The organism is Paenibacillus riograndensis SBR5, assembly GCF_000981585.1.
GTDB classification, from domain to species: domain Bacteria; phylum Bacillota; class Bacilli; order Paenibacillales; family Paenibacillaceae; genus Paenibacillus_AQ; species Paenibacillus_AQ riograndensis.
This window is the reverse complement of record NZ_LN831776.1, coordinates 7892489-7906424: the sequence shown is the minus strand read 5'-3', so window position 1 is coordinate 7906424 and position 13936 is coordinate 7892489. Positions and strand designations below refer to the sequence as shown.

Annotated in this window: 15 protein-coding genes and 1 tRNA gene; 15 read left to right on the top strand and 1 reads right to left on the bottom strand. The window is 49.7% G+C overall.

What is annotated here, in order from left to right; genetic code table 11:
• The first annotated feature begins 37 nt into the window (after positions 1-37).
• The 4 genes from PRIO_RS33510 to PRIO_RS33495 all read left to right on the top strand — a co-directional run bounded on the left by PRIO_RS33510 (position 38) and on the right by PRIO_RS33495 (position 1678).
• The gene (locus tag PRIO_RS33510; protein ID WP_020425719.1) at positions 38-310 is read left to right on the top strand and encodes a putative Se/S carrier protein; all 273 of its coding nucleotides are present in this window, start codon (positions 38-40) and stop codon (positions 308-310) included.
• The gene (locus PRIO_RS33505; protein ID WP_020425718.1) at positions 303-1331 is read left to right on the top strand and encodes a mechanosensitive ion channel domain-containing protein; all 1029 of its coding nucleotides are present in this window, start codon (positions 303-305) and stop codon (positions 1329-1331) included. The genes PRIO_RS33510 and PRIO_RS33505 overlap by 8 nt, the downstream gene beginning before the upstream one ends.
• Positions 1331-1540, top strand: coding sequence for a DUF951 domain-containing protein (locus PRIO_RS33500; protein WP_020425717.1), 210 nt, complete (start codon positions 1331-1333; stop codon positions 1538-1540). The genes PRIO_RS33505 and PRIO_RS33500 overlap by 1 nt, the downstream gene beginning before the upstream one ends.
• 47 nt (positions 1541-1587) lie before the next feature.
• Positions 1588-1678: transfer RNA gene (locus PRIO_RS33495), tRNA-Ser, on the top strand.
• 374 nt (positions 1679-2052) lie between these two features.
• Here PRIO_RS33495 and PRIO_RS33490 read toward each other — a convergent pair.
• A complete protein-coding gene (locus tag PRIO_RS33490) occupies positions 2053-2250 on the bottom strand; it encodes a YjzC family protein (RefSeq protein ID WP_020425716.1) in 198 nt (65 codons plus the stop codon).
• A gap of 219 nt (positions 2251-2469) precedes the next feature.
• On the opposite strand from PRIO_RS33490, the gene rpsF reads away from it, so the two are divergent.
• The 11 genes from rpsF (at position 2470) to rplI (ending at position 13936) form a co-directional block, all read left to right on the top strand.
• On the top strand, positions 2470-2754 hold the full coding sequence (gene rpsF, locus PRIO_RS33485; protein ID WP_020425715.1) for a 30S ribosomal protein S6: 285 nt from the start codon (positions 2470-2472) through the stop codon (positions 2752-2754).
• A 47-nt stretch (positions 2755-2801) separates the two neighbouring features.
• On the top strand, positions 2802-3302 hold the full coding sequence (gene ssb, locus PRIO_RS33480) for a single-stranded DNA-binding protein (RefSeq protein ID WP_020425714.1): 501 nt from the start codon (positions 2802-2804) through the stop codon (positions 3300-3302).
• 21 nt (positions 3303-3323) lie between these two features.
• On the top strand, positions 3324-3596 hold the full coding sequence (gene rpsR / locus PRIO_RS33475) for a 30S ribosomal protein S18 (protein ID WP_020425713.1): 273 nt from the start codon (positions 3324-3326) through the stop codon (positions 3594-3596).
• Between the two features lie 536 nt (positions 3597-4132).
• Positions 4133-6130, top strand: a complete 1998-nt coding sequence (locus PRIO_RS33470) for an endonuclease MutS2 (protein WP_020425712.1) — start codon at positions 4133-4135, stop codon at positions 6128-6130.
• Between the two features lie 180 nt (positions 6131-6310).
• A complete protein-coding gene (gene opp4A / locus PRIO_RS33465; protein WP_039785113.1) occupies positions 6311-8026 on the top strand; it encodes an oligopeptide ABC transporter substrate-binding protein in 1716 nt (571 codons plus the stop codon).
• A 400-nt stretch (positions 8027-8426) separates the two neighbouring features.
• Positions 8427-9470 carry an LCP family protein gene (locus PRIO_RS33460; RefSeq protein WP_020425710.1) on the top strand — a complete coding sequence of 348 codons (1044 nt, stop codon included), beginning with the start codon at positions 8427-8429 and terminating at the stop codon, positions 9468-9470.
• A gap of 165 nt (positions 9471-9635) precedes the next feature.
• Positions 9636-10061, top strand: coding sequence for a CBS domain-containing protein (locus PRIO_RS33455; RefSeq protein ID WP_020425709.1), 426 nt, complete (start codon positions 9636-9638; stop codon positions 10059-10061).
• A 187-nt stretch (positions 10062-10248) separates the two neighbouring features.
• Positions 10249-10551, top strand: coding sequence for a MazG-like family protein (locus tag PRIO_RS33450; protein WP_197545483.1), 303 nt, complete (start codon positions 10249-10251; stop codon positions 10549-10551).
• A gap of 27 nt (positions 10552-10578) precedes the next feature.
• A complete protein-coding gene (locus tag PRIO_RS33445; protein ID WP_231869797.1) occupies positions 10579-11475 on the top strand; it encodes a DUF2232 domain-containing protein in 897 nt (298 codons plus the stop codon).
• Positions 11476-11486: 11 nt separating this feature from the next.
• Positions 11487-13493 (top strand): DHH family phosphoesterase, encoded by a 2007-nt coding sequence (locus tag PRIO_RS33440; protein WP_046506211.1) that lies wholly within the window; start codon positions 11487-11489, stop codon positions 13491-13493.
• On the top strand, positions 13490-13936 hold the full coding sequence (rplI, locus tag PRIO_RS33435) for a 50S ribosomal protein L9 (protein ID WP_020426898.1): 447 nt from the start codon (positions 13490-13492) through the stop codon (positions 13934-13936). The genes PRIO_RS33440 and rplI overlap by 4 nt, the downstream gene beginning before the upstream one ends.

Here is a 13936-nt window from a genome sequence, read left to right as displayed (position 1 = left end):
AAGAGATAGGACGATAAACCCAGAAGGAGACTTGCACATGGATGAGGAACTCCTGATTGCTTTTGACTCGACCCAGCAGGCGCTGCGCGCAGAGATGCTGCTTGAATACGCAGAGATCGAAATTGATATTTTTCCTACTCCGAAGGAGATTACGGCCGGGTGTGCAATGTCGATCCAATTTTTTCGCGGAGCACTGGGAGAGGTCCGGAAGATTGTAGCAGAGCAGCATGTTGAAATCCGCGGAATATTTAGAGAGGCGGAAGAAGGCGGATACGCATTAATTGGGGAAAAGGAGGGGTTAGATGAATAGGTGGATGCTTGAGACCTTGACTGCCGGTGATGCGGTAAAAGAAGCGGTGCGGTTCAAGGATAGGGTATGGAACTGGGTAACAGATGCTGAAATGTGGGCGGATGTACTATTTGCAGGACTGCGTATTCTTTTAATCTTTATTTTGACCCGGATCATTATAAAGGTCGTATATAAGGTGATTGACCGTTCAATGGAAAAGGAGAGCCGTGGAAGACTATTGGGAGATAGCCGCAGATTCTCAACTGTTGGCGGGCTGCTGAAAAATGTGGTTACGTTCATTTGCAACTTTGTAATGATCATGCTGGTTCTTTCTGAGTTCCATTTCGATTTGGGACCCTTATTGGCGGGAGCCGGAGTAGTCGGACTTGCCATCGGGTTTGGCGCGCAAAGTTTGGTCAAAGATGTCATTACAGGCTTTTTTATTATCTTTGAGGATCAGTTCGCAGTTGGCGATGTGATTCAGACCGGGACCTACAAAGGGACGGTAGAAATGATTGGCCTCAGAACGACGAGACTGCTCAGCAGCACCGGTGAGGTGCATATTATCCCCAATGGCACCATTATCAACGTAACAAATTATTCGCTGGCCAATGCGCTCGCGGTAGTGGATGTTCCTGTAAAGATCGAACGGGGGCTGGAGGCTACGCTCGCTCTGATCGGAGAAGCGCTAAAGGGGATAGAAGAGCGGAACTCAAATGTCATAGCCTATCCGAATATTCTGGGGATTCAGTCGATGAGCACCTCGGAATATGTGATTCGCGTAGCGGCTAATTGTCTCCCGAATGCCAGGGATGCAGCAGAGCGGCAAATTCAGAGCGATATCAAGCGGGCATTGGAGAAACAGACGGCGCTGGAGGCGGCTAAGGCCGAGCAGGAGGCGCGTGAACAAGCGGAACAGGCTGAAAGGGCCGCGAGGGAAATGGAGGCCTTGGAGGCGTCGCAGAGCGGGCGCGAATCATCGGGGGTCAGACCTGACAGACAGGTTGCCGCCACGCATGAGGGTGAAAAGGGGGAGAAGTAATGGAACGGAAGATTTTTGGGCTTGGCGATATTGTTCTCATGAAAAAGCCGCATCCTTGCGGCACCAATGAAATGGAGATCATCCGGATGGGGATGGATATCCGGATTAAATGTACCGGCTGTCATCACAGTGTGCTCATTCCCCGGGCTAAGTTCGAAAAAAATATGAAAAAAGTGCTGCGTTCCGCCGGGGGTGAAAACCACGAATAATTAACCTTGCAAAAGTAAAACTGGCATGGTACAATAAATCTTGCTGCGGAGAGGTACCCAAGAGGCCCAAGGGGGCTGACTCGAAATCAGTTAGGCGTGTCACAGCGTGCGTGGGTTCGAATCCCACCCTCTCCGCCATTTCAGTTCTACATACATTCACTTATGAATCCTTCGTTGAAATTACGGAGGATTTTTTTATTGTTGAGGAAATTATGCAATGTAAAATTTAAGAAAAAACAAAAGAGGGACCTTTTCGGGTCCCCCTTAAGAGGCAGTACATCAATGATGTTCGGATTTTATCTGTCTATAGCCGCTAAAGTGATGCAGGTTTTGCCAGGCTTAACCCTTTTTTAAGGGGCAGCCTTTACTCTCCCCGACTTACAATAGATGCTGATTCAGAATCCTTGTGATTGTGTTCGTCTACGACGTCCAACGGAACCACACCTCTCTTTTGTACTGCCTGGGAATAGTATGTGCCATGATGCTTTTTTTATACATGCAGCGTAAAAAAATTAATGAACCCGCGCCTTTTCAGCTTTTTTCCACTTGCGGTTTTTGTTAGAGGTTTCGGGGAAGGTGTCACCCTTCTTCATTTCAATTCGTTTGGGGTGCTGAATTTGGGTGTGAAAGCTGCGTGCTTCGCCTACCTCCGTATAGATGCCAGGATTGGGGGCTTTGTCGCCTTTTTCGTATTCGGTTTGCTCGCCCATCGAACCATTCCTCCTTAACAAAAGTGAGTATTGCTGTGTTATTGTGTGCGTGCGGCCCGCTCTTCATGTAACCAAAAAGTACCCGTGAAGCTTTCTTCATAAATACTACTTGCACTCTTCTGGACAATTTGGTATATTATTTTGGTGCGAGTCTATGTTTGTGCTCGTTCCTTGCTCCTGACGTGATCAGGGGCCGCAGACCATAAGGAGGTGAAAATTATGCGCAAATATGAAGTCATGTACATTATTCGTCCTGACATTGAACAAGAAGCCGTTCAAGCAGCAGTCGAAAAATTCCAAGGCATCATCTCCAACGGCGGAGAAATTACAAAGCACGAAGTGCAAGGTAAACGCCGTCTTGCGTATGAGATCAAGAAATTCCGTGATGGCGTTTATGTTTTGGTTAACTTCACTGCAGAACCTGCAGTAGTTACTGAATTGGAACGTATCATGAAGATTTCCGACGAAGTCATTCGTTATCTCATTACGAACGACGTTGCCTAAGATCTGAACAAGCTTTGTAGCGAATCGCTTATAAGGAGGGGACAGAATTGTTGAACCGTATCATTCTGATCGGTCGGTTGACCCGTGACCCGGAACTTCGTTATACTCCTGCTGGTGTTGCTGTAACGCAGTTTACGCTCGCCGTAGACCGCAACTTTACGGGCCAGAACGGTGAACGCGAAGCGGACTTCATCCCGGTGGTAACCTGGAGACAGCTGGCTGAGACCTGTGCCAATTACTTGCGCAAAGGACGTCTGACAGCGGTGGAAGGCCGCATCCAAGTACGGAATTACGAGAATAACGAAGGCAAACGTGTATACGTTACTGAAGTTATTGCCGATAATGTCCGTTTTCTGGAATCCTCGCAGAATCGTGAAGGCGGCAATGCGCCAAGCAGCGGGAATGTACCTGAAGAACCATCTTATGGTGGCGGCGGTAACAGTGGACGCGGAAATAACAATAATTTCTCGCGTAACAACAATAATCAAGATCCTTTTTCGGGCGATGGAAAACCGATCGATATATCGGACGATGATTTGCCATTTTAATTAGGAAAGGACTGAACTGACATGGCTTTCAAACAAAGAGAAGGCGGAGAAAACGACAAAAGACCGGCACGTCGTGGTGGACGCAACAAGCGCAAAAAAGTGTGCTACTTCACTGTGAACAAGATTACTCACATTGATTACAAAGACACTGAGCTTCTGAAGAAGTTCATCAGCGAACGCGGAAAGATCTTGCCGCGTCGTGTAACAGGTACAAGTGCAAAATACCAACGCGCTCTGACCATTGCTGTAAAACGCTCGCGTCAAATCGCGCTGCTGCCTTACACAACGGAATAGGACGTTTTACGAAGCAGCCGACCACTCGGCTGCTTTTTTAAATTTCAGAAATCTGCAGTTTGCAGATCAGACATTTGACGCAGACAGCGGAATGTAGTAAATTACAGGTATCCTATAACTAAAGGGGAAATTTTGATGTTGGTGAGCGTTCTTAACTAAGCAATTTCATATCGTCTGACCCGTAAGCTGCACAGGGCTCGCTTTATCCACAAGGCGGGTTGTGTTTGGGTATGTCCGGCAGGATGTATTCCAGTTTCGGCAGGATGGATGAATTAGTTAAGGACACACGCGAAGCGTCATATGGCCTCTTTACGGCTGTTGTTCTCTTTGTGAATTTAACCGTGCTCTTGCAGCACGGTTTTTTCTGTTTTCAGGCTGAATTTCCCCTAAGTGGAAACTGACTGAAACACAAAGAGAATGGCAGCAGCAGATTGAGGGCAAGGACCGCCGTAGTGGCAGTCTTTGCCCTTTTTGCGTTGGGGCAGAACAGAAGCCCGCCCTGGGAGCCAGGCGGGGTATAAGGAGGAAAGGTACCCATGAATACAGACAGCCAAATCACACTGCAATACGAGGAAATGAAGCAGGATCTTGGACGTTATGCAGTATCTTATGAGGGGAGGAAGGCGGTGAGCGGACTTGCGCCTATGACCTATCTGCCAGCGGTTCACCGGGCGCTGGATGAAACGGCTGAGGCAAAAGAGCTTCTGGAGAAAGGGGCAAGCGTACCGATTCCTTCTCTGGAGGGAATGGAGTGGCTGATGTCTCTGCTGGGAACCGGGTATTTGTACAGCGAGAAGGATTTTATGGCGGTCTCAGTGTTTCTGCAAAGCTGCAGCCAGCTCCGTAAATACATGCAGGCCAAAGAGCAGAGTGCCCCGCGAATTGCATCCTATGCGGCGTCTCTGGTGGAGCTGAGCGGAGTGCGGGAGGAGATTGAACGCTGCATCCGGTTAGGGACCATTGACGACCACGCCAGCAAGGGGCTGGAACGGGTCCGGAAACGGTTGACTGTGGCTAAGGACCGGCTGCAGCGAAAGATTGAAGCTGTAATGGCCAAACACCAGGGAATCCTGCAGGAGAATCTGGTTAGTATGCGTGGCGGGCGGTATGTGATTCCAGTGAAACGGGAATATCACAAGCAGGTAAAAGGAGCGGTGCTGGATCAGTCCACCAGCGGGCAAACTGTTTTTGTAGAGCCTTATGAGATAGCTTCGCTGCAAGGGGAGCTTGAATCGCTGGCTGCTGAAGAGGCCAGGGAGGAGATGCTGATTCTAAGCATGCTGACTGGCCTGCTGGAGCAGGAACAGGCGGCGCTGCGGCTGAATATTGAGATCACGGGCAATTACGATTTTATCTTTGCCAAAGCCAAATACGCCCGGACGATGGGGGCGAGAAGTGTGGCTCTGAACGACCGCGGCTATCTGAGAATGAATGGGGGCAGGCATCCCAAGCTGGAGGGAATGATCCCCATCAGTCTGGAGTTCGGCAACGGATACAAATCACTAATAGTCACCGGCCCCAATACAGGCGGCAAAACCGTTGTGCTCAAGACGCTGGGACTATTAACCTTGATGGTGCAGTCCGGTCTGCTGGTGCCTGTAGAGGAAGGCAGCGACTTTACAGTGTTCACGGATGTAATCAGTGTAATCGGCGACGGGCAGAGCCTGACTCAGTCCCTGAGCACCTTTTCGGCACAGATGAGGAGTATTGAGGGAATGCTTAGAGATGCGGGCAGGGGCGTACTGCTGCTGATCGATGAGCTGGCGGCGGGTACGGACCCGGGGGAGGGTTTTGCGCTATCCATTGCCATACTTGAGGAATTGAACCGTAAAGGCGCAAATATCATAGTGACTACCCATTTTAATGAGCTTAAGGTTTTTGCAGCCTCTACCAGCGGATTCCAAAATGCACGGATGGAGTTTGACAAGGACACCCTGCAGCCATTGTACCGGTTGACGATTGGGGAAGCAGGTGAAAGCTATGCACTTCAGATTGCCGAAAAGCTGGGTATTCCGGAGACCGTTATCCGGCGCTCGCAGCAGCTTGTAGAGCAGCAGCGCGAAATGGATGGGGACAGAAGTCACTGGAACAGCCTGAACCGTACAGGACACCACAGACCCGGTGAAAGAGCCAAGCAGGAGATGCAGCGTACAGAAAGGCACCCAACCGAAGCAGCAGGGCCGGTCAAAGCTCCAGCAGCTGAACAGAGGCCTGCCGAAGAAGAAGGTGATGGCAAGGCGCCGAAAAAGGATTTTGAAATCGGTGATGCTGTGTATGTGAATCCGCTGGACAGGATGGGGATTGTCTACGAGACAAGGGATGCAGTGGGAATGGTAGGTGTCATGGTCCAAAAGCAAAAAATGAGATTCAACCACAAGCGCCTTAAGCCATACCTCTCGAAGGAGGAGCTGTACCCTGAAGAATACGATTTTGACATCATTTTCGAAAGCAAGGAAACACGGAAAAAGCGCAAGCTGATGCGGAAAAGGCATGTGGAGGGACTAAGCATTATCCACGAGGAAGAAGAAAAATAATGGCTGCGAAAAAGCTTGAGGCCTGCCTGTAAGGGCGGGCTTTTTTCTCTAAAAGCTTCACTTTAGGACGAAAATTGTATATTCTCAATAATGTAGTCTTAAATATTATGACAATGAAACTTTAAGAATATAAAGAAAACTTTTTTGGATAACGCTTACATGGTGGAAGGGAAGAATAATATGATGAAGCGCAGATATTGCGGGCTGGTGCTGGCGATGGCGTTAATGCTATCGGCTTGCAGCGGGATAGGCTCGGAGCGGCTTTCCTATGGAGTTCTTTCGAATAAGGAGGCGGAGGTGCCTGCAGCTGGAGGAACGGTTACATACGGATATTCCTCTCCGTTTCAAGGGCTGTTTGAACCTGCTTTTTATGAAGGCGAGGATGACTACCAGGTACTGGAGTTCATTACAGAAGCTATGTTTCGGGTAAAAGATGACTTAACCACGGTTCCGGGCATCGCTTCCTGGCAGGAGTCAGACGATCATACCGTGTTCACGTTCAGAATAAGGCCAGGCGTCCGGTGGCACAATGGCGATGAATTAACGGTAGAGGATTGGAAATTCGCGCTAGAAACCATTGCCAGTCCAGAGTATACAGGGTCACGGTATTATAGTGTAGAAATGATTTCAGGCGCCGAAGCCTTCCATAAGGGAAAAGCCAAGGAAATCAGCGGTATTAAGGTAATCGATCCCTACACCCTGAGAATAACCATGAATAGTGTAAGGGTAAATGCGCTGGATAATCTTTGGCCGTACCCGATGAACAAAAGGGTGTACAGCGGGATCGCGGTTAAGGATATGCCGGACAGTGATCCGGTGAGAAAGCATCCCATCGGCATTGGCCCGTTTGAGGTGACCAATATCCAGCCTGGACAGCTGGTGGAGATGAAGGCCTTTGAGGATTACTATCAGGGAAAACCGCTTTTGGACGGTGTGACGTATAAAGTGTTCGATGATAAGGACATCGTGAATCTTCTCGATGAGAATGTCATTGATATGGCTACTGCCCCGCGTGATGCGTATGCCTCGCTGAAGCAGCTGGACCAGGTGAATATTCTGCAATCGCCAGAGCTGTCTTATGAATACATAGGATTTAAATTTGGATCTTGGGATCATGAGTCCCAGAAGATTGTCATGGATAACCCGAAATTCGCGGATAAACGTCTGCGGCAGGCTATGTATTATGCGCTGGATCGTGAAGGGATCATTAACCAATATTCCTACGGTCTCGGCAGTCTGATTGAAACACCGGTCCCCAGCTCAAGCTGGGCGAAGATTCCTGATTCAGAAATCAATACATATCCCTACAGTCCGGAGAGGGCTAAGGCGCTGCTGAATGAAGCGGGATATGTGGACAGGGATGGCGACGGATTGCGGGAGGACCCGAAAGGCGCTCCATTTGTTATTCATTATGATGCAATGACGGGAAGCACAACTGCAGAAGCACGGACGCGCGCTATTCTGCAGAATTGGCGTGATGTTGGACTGGATGTACGGTTAAATGGCGGGCAGCTTAAGGATCTTAATACTTTTTATGAAGCTGTAGAGAATGATGATCCCTCAGTCGAGCTTTTCAACGGAGTATGGGGGCTGGCCAGCGACCCGGACCCGTCCGGGTTATGGAGGGAAATTGATCTGTGGAATTATCCGCGCTTCAGTTCAAAACGCAATGAAGAATTGATCCGGGAAGGCGTGGGAATCAAATCTTATGATAAAGAGCACCGCAAGCAGGTCTATTACGAATGGCAAAAATTAGTGAATGAGGAAGTGCCGATGATCTTTTTTGCTGAGCGCATAAATATAACGGCCGTCAACAAACGTCTGCAGAACGTAAAGGTTAATTCGATGAGCAACATTATTGACCCGCAGACATGGTGGATACAGGAAGAAAATTAACAACAGCGAAGCTCTGGAGCCGCCGCCTGGTGCAGGCGGATACTGCAGCTTTGCTGTTTTTTTTGCAAAATACGAATCAAAATCAAGTTTTGTGCGTCATATACTTTATAGAATACAAGTAGCTCCAGTACTAAACTTGTCGTTATTTGTTGTTTCTTTTTGGGCGCCAAGTGATTACAATAGAAATATTGTTTATGTGTCAAAGGGGTGTTTCCAAGTTTATTCTACAATTAGAATGACCCGAATTCCTGAAAGGGGGGAATCATAACACTGAATCGGGGCAACCCATAACAGCCAAGAAAAGCCCAACCATGACTGCCTGGAACCCTCCCGGCAAGCATTGAAAATAGATCGCGAGCAATCATATATACATTCCACCATAAAGAAGGAATCAAAAATCATGAAAAAATTCAAAAAAATGAAAAAAAGATATATCATCCTGATTGCTGCGCTGGTGGTAATCATTGGCGGCGGCTTCCTGTTCCAAAAACCGCTGGCCGTACTGGCCTTTGATCTTTTTCTGTCGGATCGGGTCGAGGATAAGCTGAAGCAGGAATCCTACCAGCCTCTCGTTAATGACGGCACTACTACGGTCAAACCCGAACCGGTTGTTTACAAAAGCGACCCGTTCTCTCTAATGCTGCTGGGGACAGACCAGCGCGAGAATGAGACTGCCCGTTCGGATACGATGATCTACGCGGTTATTCGTCCGGAGGATTACAAGATTCTGCTCATCTCCATACCGCGGGATACCTACACCGAGATCATTGGCCATGACGACAATAAAAAGGATAAAATTACGCATGCCTATGCTTTTGGCGGGCAGCAGATGGCCAAGGACACTCTGGAAAACCTGCTCGGACACGATATTCAATATTATGCCACCATTAATTTTCAAGGCTTGAAAGATGCGGTGGATGCAATTGGCGGCGTTCCGCTGCCGATCAAAAAAGATATTGTGAACAAAGGCAAGGATCATGAAAAATTCACCATCAAAGGCGGCAAGTCCAACTATAATGGGGAAGAGGCGCTTAATTATACCCGTTACCGTGAGGACAGCGACTTCAACCGCACCAAACGGCAGCAGGTTTTCATTGATGTCGTTGCGAACAAAATGCTGTCCATCAGCCAAATTGGAAACATCCCGGAGCTGCTGGACATTATGGGCGATAACTTTAAGACGGACATTCAGCCATCGATGATTATCAGCCTGGCCAAAAAGTTTATGGGCGGCAAGGATATGGACATCTCCAGCTTCACTGTGATGGGTGAGGGCGAACGTATCGGCGGAATTTATTATGATATTGTAGATGAAGAGGACCTCACTGAAGCTAAGGCCATGATTGACAATTGGATGAACGCCAGCACGCCGGTAGACCAATTAATCGAGCCGGGAAAAGCGCAAAACGCGCTGGAGCCTGCGGCTACAGCCGCAGCACAGTAATCCCCCCTAAAAAGAATAAGCAGGAACTGCAGCAGCCATATACAATCTTAATGGCTGCTGCTTGCTGTTCTCATGGTATAATGGATTGGAACGGATAAATTGGCTAAGACGTATAAGTACGGATGAATAATAATGCCTTCGGAACTCTTTGAGGAGGATCAAGAGATGAATATTGCGTTTTTTTTACTTCCGAAACAAGAGGTCGCCTGCGTAACCCTGGATTCAACGCTGCGCCAGACTCTCGAACGGATGGAATTTCACCGCTATACGGCAGTACCGATTCTGAACCGGAATGGAGAATATGCCGGGACGGTAACGGAAGGCGATCTGCTGTGGTATATGAAGGATTCAGGTGGAGCGGTGACTTTCGAAAATGCTTCAAAATATCTGTTGAAGGATGTTCCGCTGCGGATGAATAATCTGCCGGTGTCCATTGATGCGGATATGGAGGATTTGATTAATCTGGCCAAGGTGCAGAACTTTGTGCCCGTGGTCGATGACATGAACCGGTTTATCGGCATTGTCCGCCGGAGTCAGATTATTGAGTATTGCGAGAAGGTGGTTTCCCGCCAGTCGCAGGAATCGTTATAAACTTTTATTACCGGCAGTTGAGTAAGATGTACCAAGGCCTGTATTTCCGGCGGTCACGGAATGCGGGCCTTTTTTGAAAGCGCAGCCCTTGAATTTCCGGACGGTGGACGTCCCGTGTAGCTGGGAAATATTTATGCTATAATTGAGAATAATGTTTTTTGCCGGAGGTAGAGAGACTGTGCCCAATGTGCCGAAGGACCTGGATGTGGCGAAACGCGCCAAAGTAATTGAATGGTTGAAGACTGAAGTAATTGATCAAGTCTCACGGTTGTTTAAAGCGCTCTGGGAAGGCAGCACCGCGCGTGTAGGAGACAGTCTGGCCAGCCTGATCATGAGCTCCTACATTCTGGGACGCAGACTGGGCATCCCGTATCGCGAGCTTGACGATCTTCTGATGGAGAAGCTTAGAAAGCACAGGCAGGAAGGGCATCAACTGGAAGAGTGGTACCAGGATATATCTGCATTAGAAGATCATATGCGTAAGAGGTGAATACTGTTGAAATTTCGTTGGACATCGGTGGCATGGAGCATAGCGTATCTTCTGTTGCTGCTCTCGTTATCAACCCCACTGCTCATTATCACTACACTATTTATGATTATACCGGCAGTAGTATTGTTCACTACTCTGAATACAAAGCAGTTTATTATTCATATTCTGCCTGTATTGCTGATTGTCGGTCTGATCACACCCGTCTATGTCTTAATAGCGGTCTATTTCTTAATCCCCGCCTTGGTGATGGGACGGTGGTATAAGAAACGCTCTTCAGCGATGTCCACTCTGCTTGCCGGAATGATTACCATCCTTGGCGAATTCCTGCTGCTGCTGCTGCTCGGGACAGCATTGTTCAATTTTGACCTCACCACCTATGTGAATGATGTGCTGCAAATGGTGAATTCACCGCTATCGGAGCTGGGGGCCGGCAATCCGCTGATGTCCGAATTGAAGCTCTCCTCGGAGGACGTAAGTACAATTAGCCATATGACTGTCCAGATCATTCCAATGACACTGATCATCAGCTCGTTTATGATAGCTGTGATCACGCACTCCATTGTCCGTCCGATTCTGAACAGCATGGAATATGCCGTTCCGCGAATGAAGCCGGCCCGTGAGTGGAGACTGCCGAGATCGTTCATCTGGTATTATCTGCTGGGTGTCGTGCTCAGCCTCGTGTTTGGGGGGGCAGACAGCGGATTCATGCCGATGATATCGGATAATCTGCTGCCGCTGCTAAGGATTGCTTTTATCATTCAGACCATCGGGTTCCTGTTCTTCCTGGTCTATGAGCGGAAATGGAGCAAGGTTGTGGCGCTCCTGCTGGCAATCCCCGTAATTTTGATGCCGGGGCTGTGGATTATCGGTATAGTCGACCTGGCGTTCCCGCTGCGCGAGCTTGTGACGAAATCGAAACGATAGGGTGAGAGCTCATGCCAAAATTTCTGCAAAGACGCTGGCACGGCTATCATACCGTATGGGCGTTTATGCTGCTGCTGCTGCTAATTATAGTAGTCAGTTTCTATAACTGGGTTATTGGTGTCGCCAGTCTGTTTCTGGCCGGGACCCTCTGCTTCTCCATGCTGCAGGCAGAGCTCTCGTTCCGGCGGAATCTGGTGGAATATATCAATGGGCTATCCTTTCGAATTAAGCGGGTTGAGGGTGAAGCGGTCAGTATGCTTCCGCTGGGCATTATCCTGTACAGTGAGGACCGTAAGGTGGAATGGAACAACCGCAGCGCTGGTGATATTTTTTCACGGAAGTCTTTGGTTGGAGAAGAAATTGAGGAACTGCTGCCTGACGTTATGCCTTCCGCGGCTGGACATGTACCGGCCAAACGGGAAGCTTCCAAAGAAAATGCACTGAAGGAGATCCGGAAGGAAATAGCAGTGGATGAAAGCCATTACCAGGTGGTAATCATCCCCAGTGAGCGCCTGCTGTATCTGTATGATATCACTGAGCTTGTAGTGCTGCGCGAACGCTATGAGGAGGAAAGGCTCGCAATCGGCATTGTGATGATGGATAATCTCGATGAAGCGGCCCAAGGCATGGACGATCAGCAGCGCACGTCCCTGATCGCCAAGGTGGCCAGCGAGATTACGGAGTGGAGCAAGCAGTTTGAAGTGTACCTGCGCCGGCTGTCTTCGGAGCGGTATCTCATGCTGCTCAATCACCGCAGCCTGCAGGCGCTCGAAGAAAGCCGGTTCGTGATTCTGGATGAGGTGCGGGAAATGACCGCAGATCTCAAGGTGCCGATGACGCTGTCCATCGGACTCGCCTATGGTTCGGAGTCTGCCAGTGAGCTCGGGGCGCTGGCACAGTCAAGCCTGGATATGGCCCTCGGCCGGGGCGGAGACCAGGCGGCCGTGAAGGCAGGCCAGCGGCTGTCCTTCTATGGCGGCAAGAGCAATGCAGCGGAGAAGCGCACGAGAGTGCGGGCCCGTGTGATTGCGCATGCCCTGCGCGATCTGATGCAGGAAAGCGACCGCGTGCTGATCATGGGCCACCGGACGCCTGATATCGATGCGGTAGGGGCTTCAATCGGTCTGCTGAAGGCGGCTCAGATGTACAATGTGGAAGCTAACATTGTGATGGAGACACCGAATCCGTCCATCACCCGGATGATGGAGCAGATCCGCCGGGATGAGGGGCTGAACAAGTCCTTTATTTCTACGGAACAAGCTCTTCAGGTCATGACGGAGCACACCCTGCTGATTGTGGTGGATACCCATAAGGCATCCATGACAATGGAGCCGCGCCTGGTGCAGTATGCCAGCCGCATTGTTGTCGTTGACCATCACCGCAGAGGTGAGGAATTCATAAATGATGCTGTGCTGGTCTACCTGGAGCCTTATGCCTCGTCTACCTGCGAACTGGTAACAGAGCTGCTGCAGTACATTCATGACAAGATCAAGCTCAGTCCGCTGGAAGCTACGATGCTGCTCGCCGGAATTACAGTGGACACCAAGCATTTTGCGCTCCACACCGGCTCCAGAACCTTTGAAGCCGCAGGGTTTCTGCGCCGGGTCGGGGCGGATACGATTCTGATTCAGCGGATGCTGAAGGAGGATCTGCAAGAGTATATTTCCAAAGCGGAAATTATCAAACATGCCCGGATGGTGTATGATCATATAGCGCTGGTTGTGACGGAGCCGGGGATGAAGATTCCGCAGCTGCTGATTGCCCAGACGGCGGATACACTGCTGGGCATGACGAACGTGGTGGCTTCATTTGTCATCAGCGAGCGGCCTGACGGCCTTATTGGCATCAGCGCCCGGTCGCTGGGACGGATGAACGTGCAGGTTGTTATGGAAAAGCTGGGGGGCGGCGGCCACTTGTCCAATGCTGCCGTACAGCTTGAAGGAACAAGCAAGGAAGCAGAAGCCAGACTGCTTGCAGTGCTGGCCGAAATTGAAGCGAAAGAGGGGCTGTTCGAATGAAGGTCATTTTCATAAAAGATGTTAAGGGTCAAGGAAAAAAAGGACAGGTTAAAGAGGTATCAGAGGGCTATGCATCCAACTTCCTGCTGCCGCGGGGTTTGGTTCGCCCGGCTACTGAAGGCAACGTAAAGACGCTGGAGAATCAGGCGGCTGCAGAAAAGCGCCGCAAGGATCAGGAGAAAGAGGAAGCTGTTCAGCTGGGGAAGAAGCTTGATGAACTGACGCTGACGCTGAAGGCCAAAGCAGGCGAAGGCGGCCGGCTGTTCGGTGCCATTACCAGCAAACAGATCGGTGAAACGCTGACAGCTGCCCACGGCATTACCATTGACAAACGCAAAATCGAACTGAGTGATCCAATCCGCCATGTGGGCACATTTCAGGTAACGGTGAAGCTGCATACTGAAGTAAAGGCTAACCTCACGGTTCAGGTAACGGAGGAGTAA